Source organism: Nonomuraea recticatena (assembly GCF_039533245.1).
Classification (GTDB): Bacteria; Actinomycetota; Actinomycetes; order Streptosporangiales; family Streptosporangiaceae; genus Nonomuraea; species Nonomuraea roseola.
Genome location: NZ_BAAATE010000009.1, coordinates 66,192 through 80,799 on the forward strand (window position 1 = coordinate 66,192; position 14,608 = coordinate 80,799).

Consider the following 14,608-nt stretch of genomic DNA (forward strand, 5'->3'; position numbering starts at 1 on the left):
CTGGCGTCTCTTTTCATGGGGTGAAAAGTCGGCGGATAAGTGATCTAATCATTAGATGATGGTTGTCCGGCCCTCCCTTTCCGGCGTGCTGACCGAGCAGGTCCTCGGCCTGATCAGCGACAGCGGGCTGCAGCCTGGCGACCGGCTGCCCACCACTCGTGAGCTCGCTCAGCGGTTCTCGGTGACCACGCCCACCCTCAGGGAGGCCCTGCGCCGCCTCGAGGCCACGGGCGCGATCGAGATGCGGCACGGGTCGGGGCTGTACGTCGGCGCGGACATCGAGCGCATCGTGCTGCCCAACCCCAACATGCGCTCGATGCCGGGAGGGCAGCTGCTCGACCTGCTCGACGCGCGCATCCTCATCGAACCGCCGCTGGCGGGGCTCGCCGCGGGGCGTCCGGGAGCCGAGGAGCTGAGGGCGGTGCTGGGCGAGGCCGCCAGGCACCTGAGCGGCCAGGACGCCGAGTTGCACGAGGCGAACATGACCTTCCACCGGGTCAGCGCCAGGCTGGCGGGCAACAGCGTGCTCGAGGAGGTCGTCGACTCGCTGCTGAGCGTGCACGCCCCCGAGCAGCGGGAGATCCTGCGCATCTACGACGACAGGCGCCGCGACTACGACGAGCACCTGACGATCCTCGAGGCCATCGAGGCCGGCGACGCGCGGGCTGCGGAGGAGCTCATGCGCGCGCATCTGATTGACGTGAAAACGGTGGTCCAGCAACGGCTCATGTAGAACAGGAGGCCGGTCATGATCCGGCGTACCCCCATCCTGATTGCCGCATCAGTCCTTCTGGCCGCGTGTGGAAGCACTCCCACGGGCCAGCCCAAGACAGAGCTCACCCTCTACAACGACAAGGGCGCATGGAGTAAGTACTTCACCGAGATGGGCGCGCTGTCCAAGCAGCAGATCGGCCTCGGCATGAAGCCGGTCGGCTACACCGACGAGCCCACCTACCAGGCCTTCATCAAGGCCTCCTTCCGCACCGACGTGAAACCCGACCTGTTCACCTGGCAGACAGGGGGGCTGCTCAAGGAGATCGTCGGGCAGAAGCAGGTCGCCGAGACCACGGCCATCTGGCAGGAGGCCATCAAGAACGGCGACCTGTCCGAGGACGTCGCCACCTACTACACCGTGGACGGCAAGCAGTACTGCGTCCCGCTGAACGTCGCCTACTGGGGCATGTTCTACAACAAGAAGATCTTCGACAAGCACGGCCTGAAGCCGCCCACGACCTGGGACGAGCTGGTCACCGTGGCGGAGACGCTCAAGAAGGCCGACATCAAGGCCTTCTACCACACCTCCGTGCTGTTCTCCTTCGTCTGGTTCGAGCAGCTCCTCGCGGGGACCGACCCCGACCTGTACGACCGGCTCTCGACGGGCAAGGCGAAGTACACCGACCCCGGCGTCGTCCAGGTGATGGAGAAGTGGAAGTCGCTCATCGACGCCGGTTACTTCAGCAACCCCGGCGACAAGACCGACCCCGCCGACGCGTTGAAGAACGACAAGGTGGCGATGGTCTCCTTCGGCACCTGGTTCAACACCAGCATGACCCAGCGCAACCTCGACGCCGGGTTCTTCGTCATCCCGAACGTCAACGCCTCGCTCCCCAAGACCTCGATGATCTTCGAGAGCGGCCCGCTGTGCTCGCTGGCCAAGGCGCCCGACCCGGCGGCGAGCATGAAGTACCTCAAGTGGTGGACGACCACCCAGGCCCAGGAGAAGTGGTCCTCCGCGCGCGGTGACGTGAGCGCCAACCCCAAGGTCACCATCAAGAGCGAGGTGCTCGGCCAGGTCACCAAGGACGCGGGCAGCGGGAAGTACCGGCTGGTCAACCGCTACTTCGAGGCGACCCCTCCGCCGATCCTGACGGCCGCGCTCGACGGCTTCGGGCTCTTCGTCACCAAGCCGGACAGCTACCGGCAGGTGCTCGAGGACATTCAGAAGAAGGCCGACGAGTACTGGAGCACGCACCAGTGACAGGCAGAGCGGCCCCGCTGCTGGGCAGGTTCCGCGCCGGGTACGTGGCCCCTTCGGTGCTGCTGGTGGCGGGGCTGCTCTACGCGCCCTTCGTGTGGACGGCCTACCTCAGCCTCACCCGCTACGACGGCCTGATCCCGCCCGAGTGGGTCGGGTTCGACAACTTCGTCAAGCTGCTCGACGACCCCGCGCTGCTCACCGCGATCCGCAACACGCTCATGTGGGTGGCGGGCACGATGCTGCTGCCCGTCGGGCTGGGGCTGCTGGTGGCGGTGCTGTCCTACGACATCAGGGGCGGCGCGTGGTTCCGCGTGCCGTTCATGTTGCCCTACGCGCTCAGCGGGGCGGGGCTCGGCCTGGTCTGGAGCCCGATCCTGTCCCACGACGGCATCGCCAACAAGCTGCTCGGCGTCGACACCGCCTTCCTGCAGGAGGCGCCGCACAACACGATCGCGATGCTGCTGGTCTGGACGTGGCAGCAGCTCGGCGTCAACACGCTGCTGTTCGCGGTCGGCCTCCAGTCGATCCCCAAGGAGCCGATCGAGGCGGCGCGGCTCGACGGGGCGTCGGGATGGCGGCTCTTCCGCCACGTCATCTGGCCACTGATGGCGCCGCTCACCGCGGTCGTGGTGGGTCTCGCGCTGGTGGCGAGCCTGAAGAGCTTCGACATCGTGTGGGTGATGACGCAGGGAGGCCCGGGCCGCAACTCCGAGACGCTGGCCGTGACCATGTACCGCGACACCTTCGTGGCCAGTGAGTACGGCTACGGCTCGGCCGTCGCGGTGATGCTCACCGTCGTCACGGGGCTCGCCTCCTACCTCTACCTGAGGGGGCGCAAGTGATCAGAAGGGCCTTCCTCGTGGTGCTCGGGCTGATCTGGCTCGGCCCCACCTACCTGCTGCTCGTCAACGCCTCGCGGCCGCCCGACAGCTACGACTCCTCCAGAGCCTGGATCCCCTCGCCGGACATGGCGCTGTTCACCAACTTCGCCCAGGCGTGGGAGTCGGCCAACCTCCAGGAGAGCCTGGCCAGCACGGCGCTCTACAGCGTCGTCTCGCCCGCGCTCGGCGTGCTGATCGGCGCGATGGCCGGGTACACGATCGTGGTGCTGCGCCTGCGGTACGGCTTCTGGTGGTTCATGCTGCTGTTCGGCGGCACGATCTTCCCCTCGCAGATGCTCCTGGTGCCGCTGTTCGTCGGTTTCAGCGACGCGGGCCTGTACGACTCCAGGGTCGGCATGATCCTCGTCTACACCGCGATCAGCGTGCCGCTGTCGGCCTTCGTGCTGCGCAACTTCTTCACCGGAGTCGCCTTCTCGATCTTCGAGGCGGCCAGGATGGACGGCGCCTCCACCTTCCGCATCTTCTGGCGCGTCTACCTGCCGCTGGCCACCAGCGCGCTGGCGGCGGTCTTCATCCTCAATTTCACCTTCATCTGGAACGACCTGCTCTTCGGCCTGACGTTGACCCAGACCGCCGAGGTACGGCCGGTGATGACCGCGCTGGCCGGTCTGGTGACCGACGTCTACGCGGGCACGCCGGTGCCCGTCGGACTGGCCGCGGGGCTGGTCGTGTCACTGCCCACGGTGGTGCTGTTCGTGGCCACCCAGCGCATGTTCGCCCGTGGACTCGCCCTAGGAGGACTTTCATGACGAGTCGGCTGCTGCAGCCGAGCCTTGGTTCCCCCGACTACGACGGCATACGGCAGGCGCTGCGCGAGGACACCTCCACCCCGGTGATCTCCGTCAGGGGCCTGGAGGCGAGGGCCTCCGTGTTGCCGTTGATCACGCACGACGGGCGCCAGGCGGTCAGGGTCTCGGTGACAGGCCTGGTGCCGGCCCGCATGGAACACGAGCTGGTGGGCGTCGACAGGGCCGAGGGCGCGGACGTGACCCTGCTCGTGCCCGAGGTGTCGCAGCCGACCGACTTCACCCTGCGGCTGAGCGACGGCGAGGGGCTGATCGGCGAGGCGACGATCACGGTCACGCCCCAGCGCCACTGGGACGTCTTCGTCGTGCACCACTCCCATCTGGACATCGGCTACACCGACCCTCAGGGCACCGTGCTGCGTCACCATCTCGACTATCTGGACGCGGCACTGCGGTTGACGGAGGAGAGCGAGGACTGGCCCGACGACGCGAAGTTCCGCTGGACTGTCGAGTCGTCGATGCCGGCGCTGCGCTGGCTGGCCGCACGCCCCCGCGACCTGGTGGAGGCGTTCAAGGAGCGGGTGCGCGAAGGGCTGATCGAGGTCACCGCGCTGCCGTTCCAGTTGCACACCGAGGCGTGCTCGACGGAGGAGCTCTACCGCCAGCTGCGCTTCACCGAGGAGCTGCCGACCCGCTCGGCGATGCACACCGACGTGCCAGGCGCGGTCGTCGGGCTGGTCGACGCGCTGAACGCGGCCGGGGTGCGCTACCTCGCGGCGGCGCACAACTGGGCGGGGCGGTCGGTGCCGTACCTGCACGGCGGCGACAAGCTGACGCGGCCCTTCAGGTGGCGCGCCCCCAGCGGCAACGAGCTGCTGGTGTGGTTCACCGACACACCGCACGGCATGGCCTACATGGAGGGCAACACGGTCGGCCTCGCCGACTCCTTCGAGCTGGCCGACGACCTGCTGCCGCGCTACCTGTCCGCCCTCGCGGGCAGGGGCTACCCGTACGGCCCCGGCACCTTCGGCTGGCAGGGGCCCGACGCCGACAGGGCGCCCTACGAGCTCGACGCCCTGCACCTGCGGGTCCAGGGAGCGCACGCCGACAACGCCGGGCCCTCGATCGTCCCCGCCTCGATCGTGCGCGAGTGGAACACCAGATGGGCCTTCCCCCGGCTGCGCTCGGCGATCAACAGCGACTTCTTCGCGCACGTCGAGGAGCGCTACCACGACCGCCTCGCCGTACACGAGGGTGACTGGACCGACTGGTGGGCCGACGGGCTCGGGTCGGGAGCGCGCCCCCTCGGCTACGTACGGCGGGCGCAGAGCGCGCTGCGCGCCGCAGAGACCCTCCACACGCTGGCGGGCGCCGACGCCACCGAGCAGATCGACCTGGCCTACGACAAGGTGGCGCTGTTCAACGAGCACACCTGGGGCGCGGCCAACCCGTGGGAGGACGCCGAGGAGGCGGGCGACTCCGGCGGACTGCAGTGGACGCGCAAGTCGGCGGGCGCCTACGACGCCCAGGACGACTCGGCCGACCTGCTGCAGGCGGGCATGCGCAGGTTCGGGCGGCGGTTCGGCGGCACCGGGTTCGTGGTCGTCAACCCCGGCACCCAGCGCAGGACCGACGTGGTGCGAGCCTTCCTGCCGCGGGACATCGTGCCGCTGGAACAGCCGATCGCGCTGGTGGACGAGCGGACGGGCGAGCGGATCGCGCACCACGAGGAGGTCGTGCACCCCGTCGACTGGCCGACGCGCCCGATCGGCCGGCACGTCAGCGCGGTCGTCAGGGATCTTCCCGGGTACGGCTACGCGTTCGTGTCGATCCAGCAGGGCGACGCCGTCGAGACGCAGGAGATCGACGAGACGATCGAGAACGAGTTCTACCGGGTGAGCTACGACGTCCGCGAGGGCTACATCCGCTCGATCTTCGACAAGGTGGCGGGCAGGGAGCTGGTCAACGCCGACGCCGCGGCCGGCTTCGGGCAGTACGTCTACGACCGCTACGCCACGGCCCCCCACTTCAACCACATGTCGGGCCATGTCGGCGCGCACGACAGGACACTGCTCGGCGACAGGGCGATCGGCCGCCACGCGGCGGTCGTCAAGGCCGAGCGCACCGCGATCGGCGAGAAGCTGGTCGTGGAGCTGCAGGCCAAGGGCGCCGACTGGGTGCGCACGACCATCGAGCTGCACGCGGGCGTGCCCAGACTCGACCTGACCTACCAGCTGGCCAAGCAGGGCACGCCCGCCAAGGAGGCGGTCTTTGTGGCCTTCCCCTTCGCCAGTGAGGGCCCGCCCTCGGCGTGGGAGCTGACCGGCGGCGTCGGAGGAGGTCCGAGCGTGCCGGGCTCGGCCGCCTACATGCTGCCGATCAGGCACTGGATCACCTTCGACGACCCCGGCCTGTCCATCGCGTGGGCCACGCTGGAGGCGCCGCTGGTGCAGCTCGGCACCATCCACATGCCGTACGCGCCCTTTCCTGCCACGCTGGACGAGGAGCAGGCGACGATCTACTCCTGGGCGCTCAACAACATCTGGGACACCAACTTCCCCACGCAGCAGCAGGGCGAGACGACCTTCCGCTACGCGGTGACCTCCTCCACGGAGGTGAAGGGCACGGCGCTGGGCGCGCTGGCCGCCTCGGGCCTCACCGACCCCTTCCTCGGCATCCTCGCCACAGGCGACGCCGCCCCCTCCAAGGAGGGCGTCTTCGTGACCGTGGACCATCCCGAGGTGCAGGTCACCTCGCTGGGCCGCTTCGACGAGGGCGTCGTGGTCAGGCTGCAGTCGTTCGCCGACGTGCCCGTGGAGGTCGAGGTGGGCCTGCGGGGGCTGCGGTCCGCGCAGGTGAGTCCGGGCCTGGCGCGGGGAAGGAGGCCGCTGGAGGTCAGTGCGGAGAAGGTCAGGGTACGGCTGCCCGCCTGCGGAGTGGCCGCCGTTTGGGGGACCTGTGAAGATCGTTGACATCCGGGCCACGACGGTCGCCGTTCCCCTGGAGGCGCCGCTGAGACACAGCAACGGCGCCCACTGGGGCCGCTTCGTCAGGACGATCGTCGAGGTCGAGGCCGACAACGGCCTGGTCGGGCTCGGCGAGATGGGCGGCGGGGGTGAGAGCGCCGAGGCGGCCTTCCGGGCGCTCCTGCCGTACCTGGCGGGGCACGACCCGTTCCAGCTGGAGGCGCTCCGCTTCAAGATCGCCAATCCGACGGCGTCGCTCTACAACAACCGCACCCAGCTGCTCGCGGCCCTCGAGTTCGCCTGCCTCGACCTCATGGGCCAGCACCTCGACGTGCCCGTCCACGACCTGCTGGGCGGGAAGCTGCGCGAGCAGGTGCCGTTCGCCTCCTACCTGTTCTTCCGCTACGAGGGCGAGGGCTTCGCCGAGGTGCGCACGCCCGACCAGCTCGTCGAGCACGCCAGACGGCTGAAACGGGAGCACGGGTTCACCGTCCACAAGCTCAAGGGCGGGGTGTTCCCTCCCGACTACGAGCTGGAGTGCTACCGGGCGCTGGCGGCCGCCTTCCCCGGCGATCGGCTGCGTTACGACCCCAACGCGGTGCTGTCCATGGCCGAGGGCCTGCGCTTCGGCCGCGCGATCGAAGGGCTGGACAACGACTACCTCGAGGATCCCGTCTTCGGGCTGGAAGGGCTGCGTCTGGTCCGCGAGCAGGTCAGGGTTCCGCTGGCGACCAACACCGTCGTGGTGAACTTCGAGCAGCTCGCCTCCAACGTGCTGCGCCGCTCGGCGGACGTCGTGCTGCTCGACACCACCTTCTGGGGCGGCATCAGGCCCTGCATCAAGGCGGCGGGGGTGTGCGAGACCTTCCAGCTGGGAGTGGCGGTGCACTCCTCGGGCGAGCTGGGGATCCAGCTGGCGACGATGCTGCACCTGGGCGCGGTGCTGCCCAACCTCACCTATGCCGCCGACGCCCACTACCACCAGCTGCGCGACGACGTCATCGTGGGAGGGAAGCTGGCCTACCACGAAGGACGCATCGCCGTACCCGAAGGGCCGGGGCTCGGGGTGCGGCTGGACAGGGAGCGGCTGGCCCGCTACGCCGAGCTCTACAAGGAGCTCGGCGGCTACCCCTACGACCGCGACCCTGGCAGGCCGGGCTGGTACGCCCAGGTGCCGAACGAGCGCTTCGCCGACCCCTACGCGGCGCCGTGACCTAGTCGGGCAGGGCGGCGGGGTTGCGAGCGAGCAGGCCGCCGTCCACCCGGTGCTCGGCGCCCGTGATGAACGACGAGCGCGGTCCGGCGAGGAAGGCGACCAGCTCGGCGACCTCCTCGGGCCTCGCCACCCGCCCGAGCGGATGCGTGCGGCCCCACTGCGCGACCTGCTCCTCCTGCGACAACGACCCTCGCCACAGGTCGGCCGCCCACCGCAGCATCGGGGTGTCCACCGAGCCGGGGCAGACCACGTTCACCCTGATGCCCTCCTGGGCGTGGTCGAGCGCCATCGCCCTGGTCAGGCCGTTCAGCGCGGCCTTGCTCGCGGTGTAGGCGGCCACCCTGGTCTGCGAGGCGAACGCCTGCACCGACGACATCAGCACGATCGACCCGCCGCCCCTCCTGCGCAGCGCGGGCACGGCCGCCTTACAGGTCAGGAAGACGCCCTTGAGGTTGATGTCGAGCACCTCGTCCCACACCTCGACGGGGGTGTCCTCCACGGTGCCGTAGCGCTGGACGCCCGCGCAGGTCACCACGATGTCGAGCCCGCCGTGCCGGGTCTCGGCCAGCTCGACCAGCTCGCGCATCCGCCCCTCGTCGCGCACGTCGGCCGCCACCTCGGTGACGCCCGGCGCGCCGTCCCCCGCCTCCAGCCCGCAGGCGATCACCGAGGCGCCGCCCGCGGCCAGCCGCTCGGCCACCGCCTTGCCGATGCCCAGCGTTCCGCCGGTCACCAGGGCCACCTTGCCCTCGAACTCGCTCACGCGATCACCTCCACACGCAGTCGCGAGGTCCTCGACTGTGCGGGGCCGAGGAGCATCGCCGTCCCGTTGTCCACCGCGGCGGACAGCCCGTCCGTCGGCATGCTGGAGAACGGCTCCAGCCCCACCACGTAGGCCCCGCCCCACCACGGCCAGTCCGTCGAGCCGCCGAGCTCCTGCCACAGCCACAGGTAGGGCATGACCTCAGCGTCCCACTCCACGCGCAGCCCGACCTGTGACGCCACCTCGTACCAGCCGGTGTCGAAGCCGGTCAGGTAGACGATCTCGCTCGGCGAGCCTGGCGGCGGCACCGTGAACAGCTCCTCGGCCCGCCGCCCCCGCGGATCTATGGACGTGGCGTGCGGGATCACGCGCACGCCCTCGGGCACCCTGATCCGCGCGCCCGGCCGCAGGAACGGCCTGCCGAAGGCGAGATGGTGGCCCCACATCGCGTGCAGCGCCACCGGCGCCTCGTTCGTGACCCGCCCCTCGACCTCCAGAGCGGCCGTTCCCGAGGCGAGCCTGAACGTCTTCTCCACCCGGTACGGCAGGCGCCGCGTGCGCACCGCCAGCCGTACCGCAACCTCGCGGGCCGTGTCGGTCAGCACCTCGACCGACCACGGCAACCCCGCGACCTCACCGTGCTGGGCCAGCCTGGCGCCCCTGTAGACACTGGGGGCGCCGCCGTTGGGGAAGACCTCCTGCCAGCCGCCCTCGTAGTGGTCGACGAACGCGCCCACGTCGTCGGCCGCCTGCGGGGGCAGCGGCCTGCGCAGCCCCTGGGGCGACAGCCACACCAGGTCGGTGTCGGACGGCTTGTGCAGGAACTCCACGACGTCGCCGCCCTTGTCGGCCAGCACGGTCACGCGCAGGCGCTCGTTCTCCAGCACGAGCGCGCGCATGCCCTCGATCGTGATCTCCCGCAGCCTGGCGGCCCAGTTGCGCCTCACTCGAAGGCCAGGTCCAGGAAGCGCGGCCGGTAGATCGTCACATCGCGGTAGTGGTCGGTGTTGACGAAGCTGTTGACGTTGTAGGAGACGACCAGCCCCGGCCCGGCGATCTCCGGGTGCGCGTGGGCGTTGTAGGTGAAGATGTTCCCGCCGGTCTCCGGGGTGGTGTAGACCGTGGTCTTGTTGCTGAAGGGCCCGTACGGCGTGCAGCTCGTGTAGGCGACGATCTTGGAGCTCAGGATCTCGGTCGTGTCATGGGTGATCAGGACGTACCCGCCCTTGACGCGGCTGACCGAGTACTCGTTGGCCACGCCGTCCATCAGCCGCGCGGAGTCGGCCTGGTCGGCCGACCAGGTGCCGTCGGCCTTCAGGTACTCCCAGCGGCCGAGCAGGCTGGCGCCGCGCACCCTGGCCAGGTGCATGTACTTGGTCCCGCCGAGGTCCTCCACGCCGTAGACGTAGGTGTGGCGGCCGTCCCTGTGGATGCCGGAGGCCCACGCCACCTTGTGGCCCGAGGGCAGATCGTGCACGCTGATCGGCCGGTCGAGCCGTCCTGGGGCGAAGCGGGCGACTACGTTGCGGTGCCAGCGCCAGTCCCACGCGCCGGTGCCGTAGCGCTCGTACTCCTGGTAGGTCACCTCGACGATGCCGCCCGCGACGGTCGCGTCACCGGCCCAGTACCAGTGGTCCTTGTCGCGTGGCGGCATCACGGCCCTGGGGTTCTCGGACGTGCCGCCGTAGATGGTGGACAGCCTGCCGTCCTTCTCGACGGCGAAGGTGTTGTTGAGGAAGACGGTCGTGCCGCCCTCCTCCCTGACCGGCGGGCGTGAGCCGTCCGGGTTGACCTGGCCGAGGAAGGTGTCGGAGAAGATCCACAGCTCTTTGCCGCCGGGGAGCCTCACGGAGTAGGTGCCGTCCGCGCCGGTCCAGTCGTCGGTGCGGCTGTTGTCGTTGCCCTGGTCGGTGAACAGGGCGCTCAGCCTGGCATCGGTGGTGGTGGCGCGGAAGGTGGGCAGGTCGCAGGTGGTGGTGGTCGCGCCGGCCGCTTGGGGAGCGACCAGGGAGACGAGGACGAGGAGGAAGGAGAGCAGGAGACGCCGCATCGCAGCCCCTTATCGGCTGGGGGATCTGCTAATAGTTCTAGTCATCAGATCACTTGCTGTCCAGAAGTTCGGGCAAAGACCTACTTCGCGCTGTGCGGACTTTCCGGTTATCCAGGGGTTTCTGGTGAAATACCGCAATGCCTCTGCGCGCGATCCTGCTGTCCGTGCTGCCGGGACTCGCGGAGGTCCTCTCGTCTCCCTCGGAGGAGAGCTTCGGCTGGTTCGCGTACGCGCCCACGCTCGCGCTCGCGCCCCGGGCGGGCTCGACCCGGCCGTCGTCGCTGACGGAGAAGATCCGCACACCGCGGCCGTCGACCCAGCCCCAGCCCTCCCAGAGCGCGTGGAAGCAGTCCTGCTCGCCGGTGACGGGCGCGAGGACGTCGATCAGCGCGGCGAGCGCGGCGGGGGCGAGGTTGCCCACCCGCACGTCGCCTTCGTCCCATGTCGCCGCCCCGCGCGCGGGGCTCGCGACGGCGGCCCACTGCATCAGGGCGTGCGGCACGCGTCCCGTGAGCCCGGCGACCCGCGCCCACGTCAGCGGTGGACGGTCGTCGTCGAACTCCACCGGGTGCAGGACGCGGGCATAGGCCGCGAAGCCGCCCGGCACCACCGAACCGACCGATCCGAGCGGTCCGCCCAGCCTGTCGGCCATCCAGTCGCCCGCTGACACGTCCGCGACGGGCTCAAGACCGTCCATGCTCACCCCGTCGTCGTCGGTGCTCCCCGCTCCTACTTCGGAGCGTAGGTGAGCACGATCACGCCCGACGCGAACGGCGTGGACTTCACGAGCTTCAGGTGCGTCGTGTCGATGCCCTCGAGGAGGCGCTCGCCGCCACCGGCGATGACGGGGAACATCCAGAAGTGGTACTCGTCGACGAGCCGGTGCTCCAGCAGCGTACGGTCGAGCTCGCCGGTGCCGAACTTCAGGATGTTCTGCCCCGGCTGCTCCTTCAGCCTGGCGACCTCCTCGGCCACGTCCCCCTCGATGACGGTGGCGTTCCACTCGGCGCTCTTGAGGGTCCTGGAGGCGACGTGCTTCGGCAGGCTGTTCATCCTGGCGCCGTACTCGCCCTCGGCCCCCTCCATCTTCGGCCAGACCGCGGCGAAGCTCTCGTAGGTCTCCCGCCCGAGCAGCAGCGCGTCCGCGGCGAAGAGCAGCTCGCTGGCGTGGCCGTTGTACTCCTCGTCCCAGTACGGCACGCCCCACCTCTCCGGCGACCCGATGGATCCGTCCAGCGTCACGAACGTCGACTCGATGAGCTTCCTCATGGTTTCTGCCCTTTCAGTTCCGGTTGATCGCGTGGGTTCACTGTGACGCAAGACGCTTACCGTTCTCTTACCGTCAGCCCGTCCCCCTTCGTAAGAACCCCCATGGACGGCGGGCGGCCAATATTCGCGTGCTCGCCGCGGAAACCGGGCTGTACCCTGCGCGAGGGCCACACGGAGGGAAACGTCATGGGACACGTCGAGGTCGCGCATCTCACCTACGTCCTGCCTGACGGCAGGCCGTTGCTCAACGACGTGTCCTTCCGCATCGGCGAGGGCGTCAAGGCGGCGCTCGTCGGGCCGAACGGCGCGGGCAAGACCACGCTGATGCGCCTGGTCGCGGGCGACATCCAGCCGGTCGAGGGCGGCGTGGCCAGCTCGGGAGGGCTCGGCGTGATGCGCCAGTTCGTCGGCAGCGTCCGCGACAGCAGCACCGTGCACGACCTGCTGCTCAGCGTCGCCCCTCCGGCGGTACGGCAGGCCGCCGACAGGCTCGACAAGGCCGAGCTGGCCATGATGGAGCGCGACGACGAGAAGACCCAGATGCGCTACGCCCAGGCGATCACGGACTACACCGACGCGGGCGGCTACGACATCGAGGTGCTCTGGGACACCTGCACGATCGCGGCGCTCGGCGTGCCGTACGACAGGGTGAAGTACCGGGAGACGGCCACGCTGTCGGGCGGCGAGCAGAAGCGCCTGGTCCTGGAGGCGCTGCTGCGCGGCCCCGACCAGACCCTGCTGCTCGACGAGCCCGACAACTACCTCGACGTGCCGGGCAAGGTCTGGCTGGAGCAGCAGCTGAGGGAGACGCCCAAGACGGTCCTGCTGGTCAGCCACGACAGGCAGCTGCTGGCCAACGCCGCCGACCGCATCGTCACCGTCGAGTCGGGCGGCATCTGGATCCACGGCGGCGGGTTCGGCACGTACGCCGAGGCGCGCAGGGCCCGCAACGCCCGCCTCGACGAGCTGCGCAGGCGATGGGACGAAGAGCACGCCAAGCTCAGGGCCCTGGTCAACATGCTCAAGAACAAGGCCAGGTACAACGACGGCATGGCCGCCCCCTACCACGCCGCGCAGACGCGCCTGCGCAAGTTCGAGGAGGCGGGCCCGCCGGAGGAGGCGCCGAGCGACCAGCGGATCAGCATGCGGCTGAGAGGCGGCCGTACGGGCAAGCGCGCCGTCATCTGTGAGCAGCTGGAGCTCACCGGGCTGATGAACCCCTTCGACCTGGAGATCTGGTACGGCGAGCGCGTCGCCGTCCTCGGCTCGAACGGCTCGGGAAAGTCACACTTCCTGCGCCTGCTCGCCGAGGAGCCCGTGAGGCACACCGGTGTCGCCAGGCTCGGCGCCCGCGTCGTGCCGGGGCACTTCGCGCAGACGCACGCCCGTCCCGAGCTGCACGGGCGCACGCCCTGCGAGATCGTCATGACCGAACACGCCAGGCTCAAGAACGAGGCCATGAAGATCCTCGCCCGCTACGAGCTGGCCGGGCTGATCGCCGACCAGCGCTTCGAGACGCTGTCGGGCGGGCAGCAGGCGCGCCTGCAGATCCTCCTGCTCGAGCTGTCGGGCGCGACTCTGCTGCTGCTCGACGAGCCGACCGACAACCTCGACCTGGCCAGCGCCGAGGCGCTCCAGGACGGTCTGAACGCCTTCGACGGCACCGTCGTCGCCGTCACCCACGACAGGTGGTTCGCCGACGACTTCGACCGCTTCCTGGTGTTCGGCTCCGACGGGAAGGTGTACGAATCGCCCGAACCCGTATGGGACGAGGCTCGCGTGGTGCGCCAGCGTTAAAGACTTGGTACGGCAGGCGCGTGTCCATGCCTGCCGTACCTGTCTGACGGGCTATCACGGCAAAGTGATCCCGCGTAGCCGTACTTTCGCCGCCCTCGCCCTGGTCCTCGTGGCGGGTTGCTCCTCCACGCCCGACGAGCCGTCCCCGCAGCAGATGCGCCCGCTGGCGCTCAAGGAGCAGGCGTCGTCGGTCGCCAAGGGCGATCACGGGTACGTCGTGAGCTGGGCGGGCGTGCTCGGCAACAGCAATCCGTGGCACTTCGGAGAGAACGTCGTGGCCACGATCGTCGGCCTCGACGCCAAGGGCGCCGAGGTGTTCCGCATGGACCAGCCGCTCGACGCGATCCCGCCCTCGGGGACGCTGGCTTTCACGGGCCAGGCCGTGACGGGCGCCAAGCCGGAGAAGGTGACGATCAGCCACAGGTCGGCGCAGTGGCGTCAGACCGCGCGCGTTCCCTCGTCCCTGCGCAAGTTCCCTGTCTCCAGGGTGCAGACCATCAAGCAGAAGGACGGGACCTACCTGGTCACAGGAGACGTGGGCAACCCCTACGTGCTTCCCGCGAGCAGCCTGGCGGTCAGCGCGCTGCTGCGCGACAAGTCGGGCAAGCTGCTGGGCGGCGCCAGCACGTTCGTGGACGACGTGCAGGCGGGCAAGACGCCGCGCTTCATCCTCACCGTCGAAGGGCTGCCGTCCTCGACGCAGGTGGGCGCGACCGAGGTGGTGGCTCGGACCTGGGGCTCGACGGGCCGGCCGTACGAGGAGCTGGCGATGGGGGGTGCGGTGCCCGTCCACACGGTCAAGCCCCGCACCGCGCCGTTCGCGAAGGACAAGGGACGTCATGCGGTTCCTGGCGAAGGCAAGCCCTGATCCCATTCGTCGAACGAAATATCCGGCCTCCGACGAGGGCATTCACGATAAGG

Annotated in this window: 13 protein-coding genes; 8 read left to right on the forward strand and 5 right to left on the reverse strand. The window is 69.5% G+C overall.

Going from position 1 to position 14,608, the window contains the following annotated elements; translation table 11 throughout:
- Positions 1-55 precede the first annotated feature (55 nt).
- Genes ABFX50_RS19380 through ABFX50_RS19405 form a run of 6 tightly spaced genes read left to right on the forward strand, consistent with a single transcriptional unit; the run spans position 56 to position 7,805 of the window.
- On the forward strand, positions 56-733 hold the full coding sequence (locus ABFX50_RS19380; RefSeq protein ID WP_183653636.1) for a FadR/GntR family transcriptional regulator: 678 nt from the start codon (positions 56-58) through the stop codon (positions 731-733).
- 15 nt (positions 734-748) lie between these two features.
- Complete coding sequence (locus ABFX50_RS19385) at positions 749-1,978, forward strand: ABC transporter substrate-binding protein (RefSeq protein WP_346148207.1); 1,230 nt, start codon at positions 749-751, stop codon at positions 1,976-1,978.
- The gene (locus ABFX50_RS19390) at positions 1,975-2,820 is read left to right on the forward strand and encodes a carbohydrate ABC transporter permease (protein WP_346148209.1); all 846 of its coding nucleotides are present in this window, start codon (positions 1,975-1,977) and stop codon (positions 2,818-2,820) included. Before ABFX50_RS19385 ends, ABFX50_RS19390 begins: the two co-directional genes overlap by 4 nt.
- Positions 2,817-3,629, forward strand: coding sequence for a carbohydrate ABC transporter permease (locus ABFX50_RS19395; protein WP_183653643.1), 813 nt, complete (start codon positions 2,817-2,819; stop codon positions 3,627-3,629). The genes ABFX50_RS19390 and ABFX50_RS19395 overlap by 4 nt, the downstream gene beginning before the upstream one ends.
- Positions 3,626-6,598 (forward strand): glycoside hydrolase family 38 N-terminal domain-containing protein, encoded by a 2,973-nt coding sequence (locus ABFX50_RS19400; protein WP_346148212.1) that lies wholly within the window; start codon positions 3,626-3,628, stop codon positions 6,596-6,598. Before ABFX50_RS19395 ends, ABFX50_RS19400 begins: the two co-directional genes overlap by 4 nt.
- On the forward strand, positions 6,585-7,805 hold the full coding sequence (locus tag ABFX50_RS19405) for an enolase C-terminal domain-like protein (protein WP_183653649.1): 1,221 nt from the start codon (positions 6,585-6,587) through the stop codon (positions 7,803-7,805). Before ABFX50_RS19400 ends, ABFX50_RS19405 begins: the two co-directional genes overlap by 14 nt.
- Position 7,806: 1 nt before the next feature.
- Here ABFX50_RS19405 and ABFX50_RS19410 read toward each other — a convergent pair whose 3' ends face one another.
- The 5 genes from ABFX50_RS19410 to ABFX50_RS19430 are packed head-to-tail and all read right to left on the reverse strand — an operon-like array spanning position 7,807 to position 11,890.
- A complete protein-coding gene (locus ABFX50_RS19410; protein ID WP_346148214.1) occupies positions 7,807-8,571 on the reverse strand; it encodes an SDR family NAD(P)-dependent oxidoreductase in 765 nt (254 codons plus the stop codon).
- Positions 8,568-9,518: a DUF4432 family protein gene (locus ABFX50_RS19415; RefSeq protein ID WP_346148216.1), complete on the reverse strand. Its 951-nt coding sequence runs from the start codon at positions 9,516-9,518 to the stop codon at positions 8,568-8,570. The genes ABFX50_RS19410 and ABFX50_RS19415 overlap by 4 nt, the downstream gene beginning before the upstream one ends.
- On the reverse strand, positions 9,515-10,621 hold the full coding sequence (locus tag ABFX50_RS19420; protein WP_346148218.1) for a glycoside hydrolase family 183 protein: 1,107 nt from the start codon (positions 10,619-10,621) through the stop codon (positions 9,515-9,517). The genes ABFX50_RS19415 and ABFX50_RS19420 overlap by 4 nt, the downstream gene beginning before the upstream one ends.
- A 49-nt stretch (positions 10,622-10,670) precedes the next feature.
- Positions 10,671-11,318: a hypothetical protein gene (locus ABFX50_RS19425; protein ID WP_346148220.1), complete on the reverse strand. Its 648-nt coding sequence runs from the start codon at positions 11,316-11,318 to the stop codon at positions 10,671-10,673.
- 32 nt (positions 11,319-11,350) lie between these two features.
- The gene (locus ABFX50_RS19430) at positions 11,351-11,890 is read right to left on the reverse strand and encodes a dihydrofolate reductase family protein (RefSeq protein WP_346148222.1); all 540 of its coding nucleotides are present in this window, start codon (positions 11,888-11,890) and stop codon (positions 11,351-11,353) included.
- Positions 11,891-12,076: 186 nt separating this feature from the next.
- Here ABFX50_RS19430 and ABFX50_RS19435 point away from each other — a divergent pair, with 186 nt between their 5' ends.
- Together ABFX50_RS19435 and ABFX50_RS19440 are read left to right on the forward strand one after the other, a co-directional pair.
- A complete protein-coding gene (locus ABFX50_RS19435) occupies positions 12,077-13,687 on the forward strand; it encodes an ABC-F family ATP-binding cassette domain-containing protein (RefSeq protein ID WP_346148224.1) in 1,611 nt (536 codons plus the stop codon).
- A 64-nt stretch (positions 13,688-13,751) separates the two neighbouring features.
- On the forward strand, positions 13,752-14,555 hold the full coding sequence (locus ABFX50_RS19440; protein WP_346148226.1) for a hypothetical protein: 804 nt from the start codon (positions 13,752-13,754) through the stop codon (positions 14,553-14,555).
- The last annotated feature ends 53 nt before the right edge of the window (positions 14,556-14,608 follow it).